Origin of the sequence: Halorubrum sp. Ea8 (assembly GCF_002252925.1) — an archaeon.
Lineage (GTDB): Archaea > Halobacteriota > Halobacteria > Halobacteriales > Haloferacaceae > Halorubrum.
Window position 1 is genome coordinate 1 of record NZ_NHPF01000088.1, and the last position, 13,441, is coordinate 13,441.

Sequence of the window (13,441 nt, forward strand, 5' to 3'; positions counted from 1 at the left end):
GATGCAAGGACACCGAGGAAGACAACGAAGGTACCGACGGCTAGCATTCGAAGTGTTCCTGCTGAACGTCGTCGGTCCGGTGGCAGCGACTCGGCGACTCCGGAGAATCCAAGCCCGATAGCAAAAAAGATGAAAAAGTCAGAAGCGTTGAGCACGACACCAATGTATACCCAAATAAGGAGGCTGATGAACGATAAGAACAGCATGATGAGCCCCTTCCTTCGTCCATCTGGCTCACGGAACACCATCTGTGGAAGTAACTCCATATGTACCAGCAAGAGTTCGGCCGTGTAAAGCGTGCGGATAACTGAAAACCGGCCTGTACTCTCTCTTTCATTTGCGTCTTCCGGGGATCTATTTGCCAGCAGTGGAACACGGTTACTAAATTTATTATGCAGCCTCAGATAATGGAGAGTATGGCCCTCCAGACAGAGAATTCGAACAGGACACAGCAGGGTGGTGTTGTCGCAGGCAGTGCTGCAATTATGTTTGCTGCTGCAGGAACGACCGAAGGGCTGTTTTCAGGTGTGATGTTCGTCGCAGCGATGGTGACGATTCTCTCCGCGCTTGGGCTCTATGCAGCCGCGTACCGGGAGAGAAAGGACTGATCACGAAGCACATTGACATCCTCCCCGCGCTAAAGCGCGAGGATTCCCCGAAGGGGATATTCAGGTTGCGCGTTTCCTCGGGCCTCAAGTACGCTTTCGCGTGGACCGTCAACGGTCGCCACCGAGTTGTGACCAACGGTGTGCTTTTCAGCGCGTGTAGCCCTGTCAATGGGGCCTTCCTCCCCGCAATCTGCGGGCGTCGAAGACGGCCGGCTATCCAACCAGCGAGGTAGTACGGTTCGCGTCAGCCGAACTGCTACGCCGTACATGGTTCACCCTCCCGTTGTGCGATGTTTTCTGAAGCGTTCAGGTCCGCGTGGCGTCCTCGACCGCACTCCGAACACGAAAAGTGGTCGCCATCACGGCTTCCTATCGAACTACACGCTGAACACCGCTGGCTGGTATGGTACGCATCGACCTGCTCAACACGAATCCCAGCACGTTCGGCTTTGTACGTGATGAACTGTTGGAGTTGGTGGAAATGCCACGAGTGAACACCTGACCATGAGCTGTCCTCGCGGATACCTTCGAGGTCTTCCATCCGAATGACAGGGTTCTCGAACTGTTCCGCGAACGTGATGAGGCGACGGGAGAGTTTGTGATTCAGGTCTTTGATTCGACGCTGTTCTTTGTCACCTACACGGTTACGTGCGCGAAGCGCACCCGCTTCCGAGAGCGAATCGCGTAGGGAACGATATTTGCGTCGAACATATTTCGCCTCACCACCAGACACCAGCATTGACTCATCCTCGCCATAAGCTGTCACAGCGAGGATGTGTCGTTGGCCAATATCGACACCGATCGGTGTCTCACCCGACGTGTCGGCGTCGTATTCCACGTTGAACGTACAGTACCAGTCGTCGCCGCGACGGTACACCTGTAGGCGGGTCTTGTCAGCGTCACCCTCCACCAGTCGGTCTACGGAGTCGGCAATGTCGTCGTACACCTCTATCGGTGTGTACCACCATTGGGAGACGCACGGGAAGCCGACGACGACTGTGCCGTTCTCGGTCGTGTCAAGTTCCCAGTTCTGGTTGTTGATGGCGAACGGTTGACTCTCTCGGTAGCGAACTTCCCCGTGCTTATTATGATCGGATTTCGCCTCACGGATGGCTTGGTTCTGGATGGCCGAGTAGAGGTCGTTGTCGATACTGGCCGTGGTCACGGACTTCCCGAAGTCGCCGTTCTCCCATCCGTTGATACAGAATTGCTTGGTGTCACGGTAGAGTCGAGTGGCGCGTTGCCACTCTTTCCGCCGTGAGAGGGATGGATTGTGGAACTTCGTGGTGACAGTCACCGTGACCATTACAACTGTAATTAAGTGTGCTATATTAAGTATCTACTGGAATATCAGGCCGCGCTATCGTCGGTGGTTTGTATCATCGTTTGTCGGATTCATCCCCGCGCTGAAGCGCGAGGCTTTCTCCTTGATTCTCCGTAACTTTCTCCTCTGTAGTTACCGCTCAATTCAGCTCGGCCAAGGTGATGTAGTCATGCTCTGTATCTCGCACCTCACTACCGACAGAAACTGAGGAGATCTCCTTGGCGTTGCTGAATACAGCGCGCGTATCTCGCACAGAAGCTCTTCAGAAAACGAGCTGGTCGGATCGGTCAATACAGACTAGAAATATATCGATTGGATTGTCTTCGATTATTCAGCGAGTAGACTGTTCTACCTTGTATCTGGGCTACCCTGGAGCCGAGGCTGCCCCGAATGGGGAGATAGACAGCAAGACACTGTACAGCCGACGGAACAAAGTACGTTCAAGTACAATTTATGTGGAGAGAGTGTCATGGTAGCCAGGCTGGACCGAGTGGTGCGGCTGTACGGTCGATACGGACCGTCACGGTTGCCGCTCGGAGACCGACAGGACGTCGGGGCCGGCTACAGTATGGCCGCCGGTGTCCTCGCCGGTGGAATCGTGTTTGCTCCGGTGAGTACGCTGGTTGCGGGTTCGTTGGGTTCCGCAGGGGTGATTCTGTCTGCGGTCCCGGTGTACCTCGCCACGGGATTCGTGGTCGGGGCGCTCACGTGGCGCTCCCTGCCGTCGAGTGTCCCATACTACAGTGCCGTCGCAGCGTTGGTCACGGTCGCCGGGAACTACCCTGCCGGAACTGCCGTGTGGTTGCTACTGGCTCCGGTGTACGGCTACGAGTTTTTGAACCCATACGGGGGAGTTGACCCGCCGACCTCGCTCACCGAGTTCCTCGGAGCGTTCTTTGAGCTGTACCCCGATACCATCTTGGTAGTGGTAGTGTGGACGATCTGGATAGCCGTCCCACTCAGCCTCGTTTTCAGCTACGTCTACGAGCGCAGTCGTAGCGGAGAATAGCCGATACATTCGCACGTTCAACTAACGGGTGATCCATCCGATTTGACGCGAAATAAACGAAGCCGTTGTGCTGACTTCATCCTCTGTATCTCGCACACGATTTCTGACATAATATCGGTATATCAGCGTTCTACGTCGGTATGTGAGTCCTCTGTACTGAGCGATTGGGGGATGTGAAACTATCAACTTCTGAGGATTTCAACAGAGCCGCCAATCTGGCTTATCGAAGATATGCGCGTTGTATACAGCGGGGACATTAAGAACTGTAACGAATAGAGGATTTCAACAGAGCCGTCTTTCCCTAATCAATCGAGTGAGATCCGGCGTCCAAACATCCCTCTGCTTGCATTCTTCCACCCAAGCCAGCAACAAGGTGTACCGACACTGCCCGTATGAGAGTGTTTCCGAAAGCACTTCACTGTTGATTAGGGACATGAGGGTGGTATTTCGATGTCGCCCTCCAATCGAACCTTCCAAGTCGCCGGTATCGCCGTCGCGGTCCTCCTCCTATGGCTCGCCTCCTACCCGGGGACGGTCGCCTCGCCCTACGTGGCTGAGGACTCCTACCGATACCACCACCAAATCGTCCCGGACACGGCAGCCGAATACAACGAAACCGTCGAGCAGGCACCGACCTACCGCTATAGTGAGCTCTCACCGACTGCCCAAACCTTCGTGGACCGGACGAGAGCAGCTCCGGACAACGAGTATACCCCGGTCGTCTGTCAGGGATTCGTCCTCACCTGTGACGCCTACACCCAAGACGAGCTTTCGGAGGAGTTCACGTACGGTGAGGAACGTGACCTGAGGGAAGCAGCCGTTGTGATTAAGGACGGTGACGACCAGTTCCTGCTCCAGACTGGGATGGTCGGCCACGGCTGGTTCGACCTCCCATTCCGACTGTTGACGGCGTGGTTGACGATGATCCCACTCGGTATCTTCGTTGGGTGGGTGGCACTGACCTCCGAGCGTGAGGGCATGCGCGCCGGTGCTATCGGGGCTGGAGCCGTCGTCGCCACCGTTGGTTTCGCTGCCCCCTACATCGAGATGGTCGGCGTGCTGCAAGCCAAGACGATCGGGTTCTTACTTTTTGCCGGCGTCTGGATCGGCCTTCTCGGCCTCGGCGGATACCGGCTCGTACAGCGGTTGTGATTACGGCCCCGGACCAAACCGGATGACATCCCTCCCGGTCTCTTCAAGCCGGGCAATCAGAACGAAGACTTGGCCGTCGTAGTCTACGGGAGCAGTAGTATAGTGATAGTGCCGCCATTTATCGAACGCCCGATCGACCGTAGCACGGATGGTATATCGTTCGTCCTCGGCAACAGCTTCAAACGTCCGTTCCGAGTTGGCTGGAATTTCAATGTACTCTCCTCCCGACCCTCCCGAGTCCTTGCTAAGCTCGTACACCAACGCCTCGCTATCGTTCTCGTCGGGATTAATAACCTCGACATCTACGTTTTGTGGTTCGGGTGTACTATTATTGATTATCAAGTCCAGCATCGGGGTCTCATCTGAAGCGAACGACGTTTGACAGCCGGCAAGTGCGGTTGCGAGCCCGCTCACCCCTATTGTAAGCGCGCCACGACGGGACCAGTTTCGTGTCATACGTCGGCTTCGCCGCGAACGATCTTAAAGCGAATGTTCGAACAAACGACGCCTGTACCAAACGAACCCCCCACAGTGATACGGGTGTACAAGATCTATCGGAGTCGCAATACACCGCTTGTTACCTTTCATCGTGGTGCGTTCCGGTGTCCGCACCGTAACAGAGGCCCACCGACGATACAATACGACGACTAGTCCGTACAGGGCGATGATCACACCTCAGTTGGGCCAGGCTCCCAGGCCAGGATCGACGACCAGCGGCCAGAAGTTCCCGATGCCGTGCAGGAAGGCGACCAGAAACAGGTTGTGTGTTAGGGCGTATATGGTCCCGAAGATAATTCCGGAGAGCGTGAGCAACACGAGCGTACCCGCAGCTTGCCCGATGGGAACTCGTCGACCAGCAGTAAGGTAGGGACGTGCAACGCAGCGAATCCGACGGCTGTCGTCACGACTGCCACGGCAGTCCGGACGCGCGCGGGTCGGTGTCCGAGGAGGTCGGTCGGTTTGTTCTGGAGGTAGCCGCGAAACGCGATCTCCTCGACCGGGCCGACGAACACGTACTGTGCCAAGCCAGACGCCACGAGCGCAGTCGTGGAGTAGTCCAGCGGTGCTGACAGGTAGAGCCCAAACGGTTCGATGGACACTTGCCCGGTATCAAAGAAAATGAGGCCGGCTACGACCGCGTTTACTACGAACAGAAAGCCGGCCACTGCGACGAGTGCCGGAACGAGCTGTCGGCGGCCAAGTCCGAGGTCCCGAAGCCGCACGTCTTCGAACCGCAGCACCAGCAGGGCGAGCCCGAACTGAACGACTCTAGACGGGAGATTCCATAGCGCCTTGGTGACGGTCGATGGATCAGCCCCGAACAACCAGCCAAACGAGAGAGTGGAAAACATCACCCACAGCGAAAACGCCACCACGAACGCGAACGGCAGTCAACTCCGACCGTGGAACGTGGGCGGCCAACCAGCGCTTTCTTCCGCCTCAGTCGTTGGGACACTCATTCGCTATTACAACTCCTCTGGCTGATCATATCGCGCATTTATTTCAGCAGTCTGATCCCGTGCCAAGCCACTGCGTACCAGACGGGTGTCCCGATGACGCCGAGCACCGCTAGCGTCATGGCGATCGTGGTTTCGGTGAGTACTGTCATTGGTCGTATCATTCATTGGGGTCAATGTCGAACGTCGTGATCGTGCCGAACAGTCCGGTCGTCGTATCCTGCACTGACAGGCCCGCATCAGCGACGATCTCGCGCGGTTCTTGCGTCCAGCGACACCCAGTCTTCGCGTAGTGGGCATCGGCCCGCCAGTCCTGGTAGCGCGCGATTGGACCGACATCACTGCGCCCGTGTTCGACCAGCCGGATCGTCCCGTCGGGTTTACAGACCCGTTCCATCTCCTGAAGGGCGGCAACGGGATCGGGGAACGTACACGTCGACAGCGCCGAGATGACCGTATCGAAGCTGTCGTCCGGGAACGCGAGGTTCTGTGCGTCCATCTGCTGGAGCGTCCCGTCCAGTCCGAGGTCGGCGAGTTGTTCGTCGGCCTTGGCCAGCATCTCCGGGCTAATGTCGATCCCGACGAGATCGACCGACTCGGGCAGATATCGGAAGTTCGTCCCCGTGCCACAGGCGACATCGATGACCCGTCCCGAGACATCGCTGAATCGAGCGTGCCGGTACCGACCCGTGACGGCTCGGTCGACGACCTCGAACCGGTGAAGCCAGTCGGCGTACTCGGCGTACGACGCCTGAATCTCGGAGATCGACATCGGTCGATTCGATGCCGGGGCGCTCCCGATCGACCGTTCGGTGCGGTGCGTGTGGTCCCGTTCGGTGTGCTTTGTGGACGGCATTGGTATGGAGTGGTCTCGTTCGTGTCCTGAGTCAGAGCTGCGCCTCGAAGAACGCGACCGTCCGCGTGATGTACTCGATTCGGTTTGCGGTCCGCACGACACCGTGTCCTTCGTCGTCGAACAGCAGGTACTCGTGGTCGATGTCACGGTCAGTGAGCGATTCGACGAGCTGTTCGGCCTCGCTTTGCGGGACGCGCGGGTCGTTTGCACCTTGGACGACCAGCAGCGGGACGTCGATGTCGTCTACGTACGTGATCGGCGATCGCTCCTCGTAGAGATCCGGCTTCTCATCGGGAGTGCCGCCAAGCTTCCGCATGAGGACTGCACCGAGGTACTCCCGTGCGTTCTCTGCGGTCGTCTCCCAGTTGACGACACCGCAGACGCTCGCGCCGGCGTCGAACCCGTCGGTTGCGCCGACGCCCATCAGCGTCATGTACCCGCCGTAGGAGGCACCGAGCAGGCCAACATTCGTGCGACCGCGTTCGCGGAGGTACTCGGCACCGGCGACGACGTCCGTGAGGTCGTCGCCACCGAGGTCGGCGTCACTCGCCTTCCGGAACTCTCGACCATAGCCGAGGCTCCCGCGGAAGTCCGGGGCCAGAACTTCGAACCCGGCGTGGACGAGCGTCTGCGTGACCATGTCCAACCGGTTGTAGTGTTGGGCCTCCGGGCCGCCGTGGGCCTTGACGAGGCCACCGATCGGGTCGCCGACGGGACGGTAGAGCCGGGCCGCGATCTCCTGGCCGTCGAACGATTCGTACGTGACCTCCTCGGGAGCGACCGTCTGGACGTCAACCCAGCCTTCCTCGACGACGGTCGTCTCGTTTCGGCGGACGTCGCCGGCGGTGGCCGGACTCCGGTGCTTGTAGTAAACGTCGCCATCGATGACCTGGACGTCCGTGTTCATCCCGGTCCGTTCGATGGTGGTGACCTCGCCGTCGCTCAGCCGACGTACCTGCCGGTCGCCGCCGCGGGCTTCGAGGAAGACGATGTCGCCGTCGGTCGTCCATTGGGGGTCGTACTTGTCACGGCCGTTCGCGTAACGCAGTGCGTAGTCGCCGTCGCCGTCCGCGACCGCGAGTTCCCGGTAGCCCGTCTCGTGGTTGGTCGTGAAGATGATCCCGTGTTCCGACCACGCGCCGTAGCCGTCGTCGGTGAAAGCGAAGGACTGCTCGGAGTTCGGTTCGTCGATGAACGCGTCGTCTCGTTCCAGTTGGAGGTCGACGAGTCGTAGCGCCGAGTCATCGAAGGTGCCGGCCTGATAGACGAGGCGCTCCCCGTCAGGCGACCAGGCGTACCCCATGACCGGTTCGTCGGCCTCGGATCTCCTAGTGACTGCGCCGTCGTCGAGGTCGAGCGTGTATAGGTCGAGTGATCGATCACGGTTGGAGACGAACGCGATCCGGTTCGGGTCGGTCGGGTGTTGCCGGGCTTTGAAGTTGAGGAACCGGTCGGCGAGGACCGGTTCGATCGCCTCGGTTTCCGGGTCGATCTCCAGCAGATCGAACTGTTCGGTGCCGTGTTCGTCGCGGTAGGCGAGAATCGACTCGCGTCCGTGTAACCATGTCGGAGAGATGATATCGCCGTCGCCGTCGGTGAGTTGCTCGTCTCGCGTCTGCAGTTCGTACGTCCCGTCGTCGTAGGCTGCGTAGACGAGTGTTCCGTCGGGAGTTTTCGTGTAGCCGGACACGCCGTGTGCCTCGGCGAGGTTGTCGACGTAGCGGGCGGGCGGTTCGGCAGATCGGGTCCGTTCGGTCGTGTCGTGTGGCGTCATTGGTTCGAGCACCGTTTCGACGTTCGGATCGTCGCACTACCGCCCCTTAATAATTATCGAATAATTGATATATTACCAGAGTCGTTTCAAAACCTCGATTGAGGGAAATCCCGGCCGAAGAGGATATCTGAGATTCAGGCGGCAATTCATTACCGAGACAATCCGATTCTCCAAACGACGGTTTTGAAAATGTTCTGTCACGAACGCCGTTCACCCTGGTCTCTGCGTTGTACGCGCTCGGTTCGCGTGACCACGGCGTTCGCGTCGAGATACAGTCGAAGTGATGTCGTCTCACGTTGTAGCTCGACTCGATATTCCACGGGATCGGTCTCGACGCGTTCGGAACTCCACCGGCCGTCGTTGAGATACCGGTGGAATTCCCAGAATCCCGTCCCCAAGATATCCACACCGCGTTCCCAGTGGAAGGCGATCGACTCCGGGTGATAGGCGGCCGCGTACGGGAGCGGAAGCCCCAACTGCCGCAGACACTGCTGACACTCACTGATCGCGGCAAAGGCCACTGGAACGCCACTCCCCACGGGTTCATCTTCGGCATCTACGACCTCGGTTTCCAAGTGACCGGCACAGTCCGGACAAACGTCTTGCTGCGTTTTGAGCAGGTCGCTCGCCTGTTCCCAGATAACGGCGTCAATCAGGTCAGTCCCCGTGTGCGCGCGTACCTGCGCCGGTCTGACCCGATAGGAAAACGCGGGACGCTCGCAGGCCGCACACCGAACCGTGAAATACTGTTCCTCGATCGTCGCCTGAAGCGCCGATTCCCCACAGAACAGGCAGACACCGTCGGTTTCAATGCGCCCAACGTCCGGCGGTGACTGGTAGTTCTCCGAGAGAATGAACCGAATCAACTGCTCACCGGCGTGGGTAAACGCGTACCCGTCCTCGTGTTTCCGGAGGAACGTCCCAGTGAGTTCCCCGAGGTGGTAGGATAGCTTCGACGTGTTATCTACCTCGACCCGATCGTAAATGTCCGAAAACGAGAGCGCAGCGACGCCAGTTCGTTTCTCCTCGTGCTGTGCGAGTGCGACCGTTCGAAGGATGTCGAGTCGGATCTCGTCGGATAAGAGCCCGAAAACGTCGTCCGCTGTCCGTTCGGTCTCCATACGAAACGACACAGTTGTTGCGATATTGAAACTACGGTGTAAACCGCCCCGAGATCACGCCCCCGCTCATTCGTAAACGGCCGTTGCTCATCGCTGCGGCACGGCAAGCCAGCCCGCGACGGGAGATGACAGCACTCGCGTACAGGCGCCTGCGTGATTTCGATATCAGCATCGAGTTTCACTCGAGCGGGGTATGGCGTTAGGCGGCGGTCACTGACTGTGGTTTGGACGGTCTGGACGAATCCCAAGCGAGACCGTCACGAGTGAGCGGCGGCGTCCCATGAAGGTAGATCAGCCCACAGACCAGTATACATGCGACGGTTCCGGCGATTTCAATCGTGGTTCCGATCAACTGTGTCGGTAGCTCACTGTCCGCGGTGAGCACCGCGATAACGGTGAACGACGCCGTATTGAAGACCACGTGAAGGAACGCAGCCGCGAACACCGACTTTGCACGCAACACGACGTACGTGTAGACGGGAGAGAGCGCGATCGTCGCTACGGTAAATCGATCACATCGATGCCGAGAACATCCGTCGACTCTGACGCCGTAACAGGGTGTCCGGGGCGATGCGGAATAAGAGATTCCGAATTCCCCTCGCAAGCGGGTGCGGGAGACGCGCCATCCGGCCTTTTGTTCGAGACATCCTCCGTAGTTCCTCGGCGCGCTCTTTCCGGTGAGATTCGTACTCGTCCAGCGCTCTCGGTGTCAACCCGTGCGTGTCGATCGACCGACCGAGCGCTACGGCGTTCTCCAATGCGTGTGCGCTTCCCTGCGTGAGCGTCGGTTCCATCGCGTGAGCGGCGCCTCGATAAGTGGCACTCGTCCGTGCGCCCACGTCTCCAATGGCGGGACCGTTGTCATCGGCGTGCGAACGCGATCCTCCGGGGCAGTGTTCCCGAGCAGGGTCGGGACGGGGTCGGGGAACTCATTGAACTGCGTCCGGAGCGACGACGGGGTCAGCTCCGGCACCTCCCGCGGGGTAGACGCGGAGACCGACGCGAACCACCACGTTTGTTCGGCTCCAACAGCAGCGTATCCAAAGCTCCCGGTCCGACCCCAGTAAACGGTCCCCCTCTCGGTCGCCTCGTCGGGTACAGGTGCATCCGTGAGTCCGCGAAACGCGACTGCACCGGCGTATTCCGGGGTAGTTGACGTTATCCAACGGCGGACCGACGAGCCGACGCCGTCCGCCCCGACGACCAGCGACGGCGAGACCGTCGGTCCGTCGGTAAACGACACCGTCGGTGGTGCCGTGCCGACCGACTCGCACTCGCGGCAACAGACGACGGTCGAATCGGGCAACGTCGCCACTAACTCCTCGATGAGATCGGCCCTGTGAACACTGAGCAACGCGTGATCGTAGCCCAGTTCAGCAGCGAGAGTGGCGACGTCAGTGCTGACCAGCGGCGTCTCAGCGGTGGTTCGGATCTCCATCTCGTCCAGCAGAACGCCCCGGGAGGCGAGCGTTTCCCCGGCACCGAGACGGCCGAGAGCCGCCATCCCGTTCGGTGGAACCCAGAGTCCGGCACCGGTCGCCCTGACCTCATCTGCCGACTCGTATACGACTACGTCGTGCTCGGTATCCCGAAGCGCAAGAGCCGTACAGAGACCGGCGATCCCCCACCGACGATAGCAACATCGGGATTCCGAAACCGCGTGGAGTGTGCGCGTCCAGACATAGTCACGGAGGCGATGAACGATTCGATCGGAGTTTCTTAGCCTCGACTGACCTGTGCAGTGATATTCGTCGTCAGACGGAGCTGCACAGACGGCGTGAACCCCAGCGGCCCGTCGGCGGTGATGTCCAGATCGACGCGACCGGCCATCGTCGCCAGCGCGAGCGTCAACTCCTGGTGTGCGAAGTCGTCACCGATACACGTCCTGGGACCACCGCTGAACGGGAAATACGCGTACTCCGGTCGGTCAGTGTCAGTCGTCCACCGCTCGGGGTCGAAGGTCTCGGGAGCGTCCCAGAACCGTTCGTCTCGATGGGGCACCCACTGCGGGATCAGAAACCGCGCGCCCGCCGGCAACTGGTAGCCGGCCAAGGAGACCGGTTCAGTCGCCTGTCGGTTGATCCCGGTCGTCGGGGGGTAAAGCCGGAGGGTCTCGTCGACGACGTGTCGCGTGTATTCGAGCGCATCGTACCCCTCGACAGTCAACCGATCTCCGTCAACGACTTCGTCGTACTCGTCTCGAACTGACTCGTACACGTCGGGACGCTCTCCGAGGACGTACCACGCACGAGTGAGCGCACCCGCGGGGGATTCGTGGCCCGCCATTAAGAACGCGACTAAGTTCTGTTTGACCTCCGATAGCGTCAGGTCGCCGTCCTCGTGTGCAGCGAGTAGTATCGCACACACGTCCTCGTCGCTCGTCGGTTCTCGGGAGCGTCGTTCCTCGACGAGGCTCTCCACGAATCGGTCCAGCCGCCGTACGGTCCGTCGAAACCGTCGGTCAGTCGGCGTCGGAATCCACTCCGGAAGCAGTTGACCGGGCCTTCGGAAATTCGTCCGATCCACGAGGGCGTCTGCGGCGTTGGTGACGATGTCTTCTCGCCCGCGAAGGTCCTCGTTCAGCAGCGTCTCTCCCAGAATCTGCACGGTCAAGCGACGCATCTCGTCGTGCACATCGAACCGCTCACCGTCGTCCCACTCGTCAACAAGCTGCGCCGTCACGGCCGCCATGCGGTCGCCGTAACTGGCGATGCTCTCACGAGTGAACGCCGGGTGGGCGGCTCGTCGCAGGCGTTTCCACTTGTCGCCAGTCGCAGTCGTCATCGCCTCGTCTTCGATCCCCGAAAACGTCTCCCGCTGTTCCGGGCCGATACTGAACTTGCGTTGTTTTTCGACGAGAATCTGCTTGATGATCTCCGGACCGGTTACGAAGTACATCGGTTCCCCGAGAAACGAGAGTTCGACGAGATCACCGTGAGAAGCCCACGATTCCATCGCCGCGGTGGGATCCCGCGAAAACGCCACCCCGTGTCCGATAACCGGGAGTCCGTCGGGGGTTGGCGGGGACTCTGTCTGGTTCATACTCCGTGCGGTTCGTGAGGATGGCTATAGAGTCCTTGAGGCGAACTTCACGCGGTGAAACTGGAGTAGAGATTTATTCTCCTCTTTCGTTGACAGGAATATGAGCGGGGAGAGCGACCTCGAAACGCTCGCGGGGTTCTTCGCGGACGAGACTGCACGCTCTATCCTCGCCGAAACGAGCAGCGAACCCATGACAGTCAACGACTTGGCCGACCGGCTGGACGCTTCTAAGCCTACTATCTACCGCCGGATCGAACGTCTCGAGGAGTCCGACCTACTGACCGCCAGCATCCGGCCAACCGGAGACGGCACACAAGAGAAAGTGTTCCGTGCGACATTCGATCAACTGGTCATCGAGTTGGACGACGGAACGTACTCGTATGAGCTCGAACGGACCGAGCGGATGGCCGATCGGTTGACGCGATTCATCGAGCAACTATGACTCTGGAACCGGTCGGCCTTCAGGAACTGTCCGGGATAGATTGGCTGCTGCTCTCCGGTGAGATACTTATCACTGTCCTTGGGCTCAGCATCTCCTATATCGCCTATGTCGGTTATCGCCGCAGTGATAGCCGACCGATGCTACTGTTTTGCATTGGGTTCATTCTCGTTATCGGTGTCCCAGCCATCGTTGGTTCAGCCGTCGTTTTTGCCGATCGCATAAAGGATCCAATCGCCGGTGCCGTGACACAGCTCTCAACCATCCTGGGGATGGTACTGATACTGATCGCACTTCGAACGAGCGGCTAACGCTATCTGGACGTGATGTTGCCCGACACGTCGAGGAGTACACGACGAACCATCTTAGGGAAATCCGGCTGCTCAGCATACGCAATCAGATCGCGCGACCCAGCGTTTTGGAACGCCTCTATCCGGAATATATACGCATCACACGTCCCGCACGCCGGCACCTCATCGCGGTAGCATGACCCGTTATGTCGTACGGCGCGCCGAGTTCCAAGCCACGCTCTGCGATCTCCGTTTTCGACCACTCGACGAACGGCGCTTTCAACTCGACCTCCGTCTCCGGTTTCGTCCCGACATCATTCACGTTCTGAAACGCGTCGAAGAACGCCGGTTGACATCCTCCCCGCCCTG

General features: G+C 59.3%; 14 protein-coding genes and 1 pseudogene. 5 read left to right on the forward strand and 10 right to left on the reverse strand.

Annotated elements, in window-relative coordinates; translation table 11 throughout:
- Positions 1-266: hypothetical protein (locus tag DJ74_RS09485; protein ID WP_141212692.1), on the reverse strand; the 266-nt coding region annotated here is incomplete at its 3' end.
- Between the two features lie 150 nt (positions 267-416).
- Between DJ74_RS09485 and DJ74_RS19175 the strand changes: the two genes are divergently transcribed.
- Complete coding sequence (locus DJ74_RS19175) at positions 417-608, forward strand: hypothetical protein (RefSeq protein ID WP_141212012.1); 192 nt, start codon at positions 417-419, stop codon at positions 606-608.
- Positions 609-864: 256 nt separating this feature from the next.
- On the opposite strand, the gene DJ74_RS09495 is transcribed toward DJ74_RS19175, so the two are convergent.
- Entirely contained in the window at positions 865-1,914 is a 1,050-nt protein-coding gene (locus DJ74_RS09495) for an RNA-guided endonuclease TnpB family protein (protein WP_094523930.1), read from the reverse strand.
- 487 nt (positions 1,915-2,401) lie between these two features.
- Between DJ74_RS09495 and DJ74_RS09500 the strand changes: the two genes are divergently transcribed.
- Together DJ74_RS09500 and DJ74_RS09505 are read left to right on the forward strand one after the other, a co-directional pair.
- A complete protein-coding gene (locus tag DJ74_RS09500) occupies positions 2,402-2,941 on the forward strand; it encodes a hypothetical protein (protein ID WP_249269028.1) in 540 nt (179 codons plus the stop codon).
- Between the two features lie 450 nt (positions 2,942-3,391).
- Complete coding sequence (locus DJ74_RS09505; protein ID WP_094527094.1) at positions 3,392-4,093, forward strand: hypothetical protein; 702 nt, start codon at positions 3,392-3,394, stop codon at positions 4,091-4,093.
- Here the strand turns inward: DJ74_RS09505 and DJ74_RS09510 are convergent, their stop codons facing one another.
- The 7 genes from DJ74_RS09510 to DJ74_RS09540 all read right to left on the reverse strand — a co-directional run bounded on the left by DJ74_RS09510 (position 4,094) and on the right by DJ74_RS09540 (position 12,343).
- Positions 4,094-4,549, reverse strand: a complete 456-nt coding sequence (locus tag DJ74_RS09510; protein WP_141212693.1) for a hypothetical protein — start codon at positions 4,547-4,549, stop codon at positions 4,094-4,096.
- A 311-nt stretch (positions 4,550-4,860) separates the two neighbouring features.
- Positions 4,861-5,445 (reverse strand): type II CAAX prenyl endopeptidase Rce1 family protein, encoded by a 585-nt coding sequence (locus DJ74_RS09515; protein ID WP_094527096.1) that lies wholly within the window; start codon positions 5,443-5,445, stop codon positions 4,861-4,863.
- 265 nt (positions 5,446-5,710) lie between these two features.
- Entirely contained in the window at positions 5,711-6,406 is a 696-nt protein-coding gene (locus DJ74_RS09520) for a class I SAM-dependent methyltransferase (protein ID WP_254922159.1), read from the reverse strand.
- A 31-nt stretch (positions 6,407-6,437) separates the two neighbouring features.
- Positions 6,438-8,180 (reverse strand): prolyl oligopeptidase family serine peptidase, encoded by a 1,743-nt coding sequence (locus tag DJ74_RS09525; protein WP_094527098.1) that lies wholly within the window; start codon positions 8,178-8,180, stop codon positions 6,438-6,440.
- Between the two features lie 197 nt (positions 8,181-8,377).
- Positions 8,378-9,301 (reverse strand): helix-turn-helix domain-containing protein, encoded by a 924-nt coding sequence (locus DJ74_RS09530; RefSeq protein WP_094527099.1) that lies wholly within the window; start codon positions 9,299-9,301, stop codon positions 8,378-8,380.
- Between the two features lie 742 nt (positions 9,302-10,043).
- Positions 10,044-10,739 carry a hypothetical protein gene (locus DJ74_RS09535; RefSeq protein WP_141212495.1) on the reverse strand — a complete coding sequence of 232 codons (696 nt, stop codon included), beginning with the start codon at positions 10,737-10,739 and terminating at the stop codon, positions 10,044-10,046.
- Between the two features lie 281 nt (positions 10,740-11,020).
- Positions 11,021-12,343, reverse strand: a complete 1,323-nt coding sequence (locus DJ74_RS09540; RefSeq protein WP_094527101.1) for a cytochrome P450 — start codon at positions 12,341-12,343, stop codon at positions 11,021-11,023.
- A 100-nt stretch (positions 12,344-12,443) separates the two neighbouring features.
- On the opposite strand from DJ74_RS09540, the gene DJ74_RS09545 reads away from it, so the two are divergent.
- Together DJ74_RS09545 and DJ74_RS09550 are read left to right on the forward strand one after the other, a co-directional pair.
- Positions 12,444-12,785 carry a winged helix-turn-helix domain-containing protein gene (locus DJ74_RS09545; RefSeq protein WP_094527102.1) on the forward strand — a complete coding sequence of 114 codons (342 nt, stop codon included), beginning with the start codon at positions 12,444-12,446 and terminating at the stop codon, positions 12,783-12,785.
- Entirely contained in the window at positions 12,782-13,093 is a 312-nt protein-coding gene (locus DJ74_RS09550) for a hypothetical protein (RefSeq protein WP_094527103.1), read from the forward strand. The genes DJ74_RS09545 and DJ74_RS09550 overlap by 4 nt, the downstream gene beginning before the upstream one ends.
- A 2-nt stretch (positions 13,094-13,095) precedes the next feature.
- Here DJ74_RS09550 and DJ74_RS09555 read toward each other — a convergent pair.
- A pseudogene (locus DJ74_RS09555) lies at positions 13,096-13,441 on the reverse strand (7-cyano-7-deazaguanine synthase); the annotation flags it as partial.

Coding starts and splice junctions, on each gene's coding strand:
- DJ74_RS19175 (WP_141212012.1), top strand. CDS start 417: ATGGCCCTCCAGACAGAGAATTCGAACAGGACACAGCAGGGTGGTGTT.
- DJ74_RS09495 (WP_094523930.1), bottom strand. CDS start 1,914: ATGGTCACGGTGACTGTCACCACGAAGTTCCACAATCCATCCCTCTCA.
- DJ74_RS09500 (WP_249269028.1), top strand. CDS start 2,402: ATGGTAGCCAGGCTGGACCGAGTGGTGCGGCTGTACGGTCGATACGGA.
- DJ74_RS09505 (WP_094527094.1), top strand. CDS start 3,392: ATGTCGCCCTCCAATCGAACCTTCCAAGTCGCCGGTATCGCCGTCGCG.
- DJ74_RS09510 (WP_141212693.1), bottom strand. CDS start 4,549: ATGACACGAAACTGGTCCCGTCGTGGCGCGCTTACAATAGGGGTGAGC.
- DJ74_RS09515 (WP_094527096.1), bottom strand. CDS start 5,445: ATGTTTTCCACTCTCTCGTTTGGCTGGTTGTTCGGGGCTGATCCATCG.
- DJ74_RS09520 (WP_254922159.1), bottom strand. CDS start 6,406: ATGCCGTCCACAAAGCACACCGAACGGGACCACACGCACCGCACCGAA.
- DJ74_RS09525 (WP_094527098.1), bottom strand. CDS start 8,180: ATGACGCCACACGACACGACCGAACGGACCCGATCTGCCGAACCGCCC.
- DJ74_RS09530 (WP_094527099.1), bottom strand. CDS start 9,301: ATGGAGACCGAACGGACAGCGGACGACGTTTTCGGGCTCTTATCCGAC.
- DJ74_RS09535 (WP_141212495.1), bottom strand. CDS start 10,739: ATGGAGATCCGAACCACCGCTGAGACGCCGCTGGTCAGCACTGACGTC.
- DJ74_RS09540 (WP_094527101.1), bottom strand. CDS start 12,343: ATGAACCAGACAGAGTCCCCGCCAACCCCCGACGGACTCCCGGTTATC.
- DJ74_RS09545 (WP_094527102.1), top strand. CDS start 12,444: ATGAGCGGGGAGAGCGACCTCGAAACGCTCGCGGGGTTCTTCGCGGAC.
- DJ74_RS09550 (WP_094527103.1), top strand. CDS start 12,782: ATGACTCTGGAACCGGTCGGCCTTCAGGAACTGTCCGGGATAGATTGG.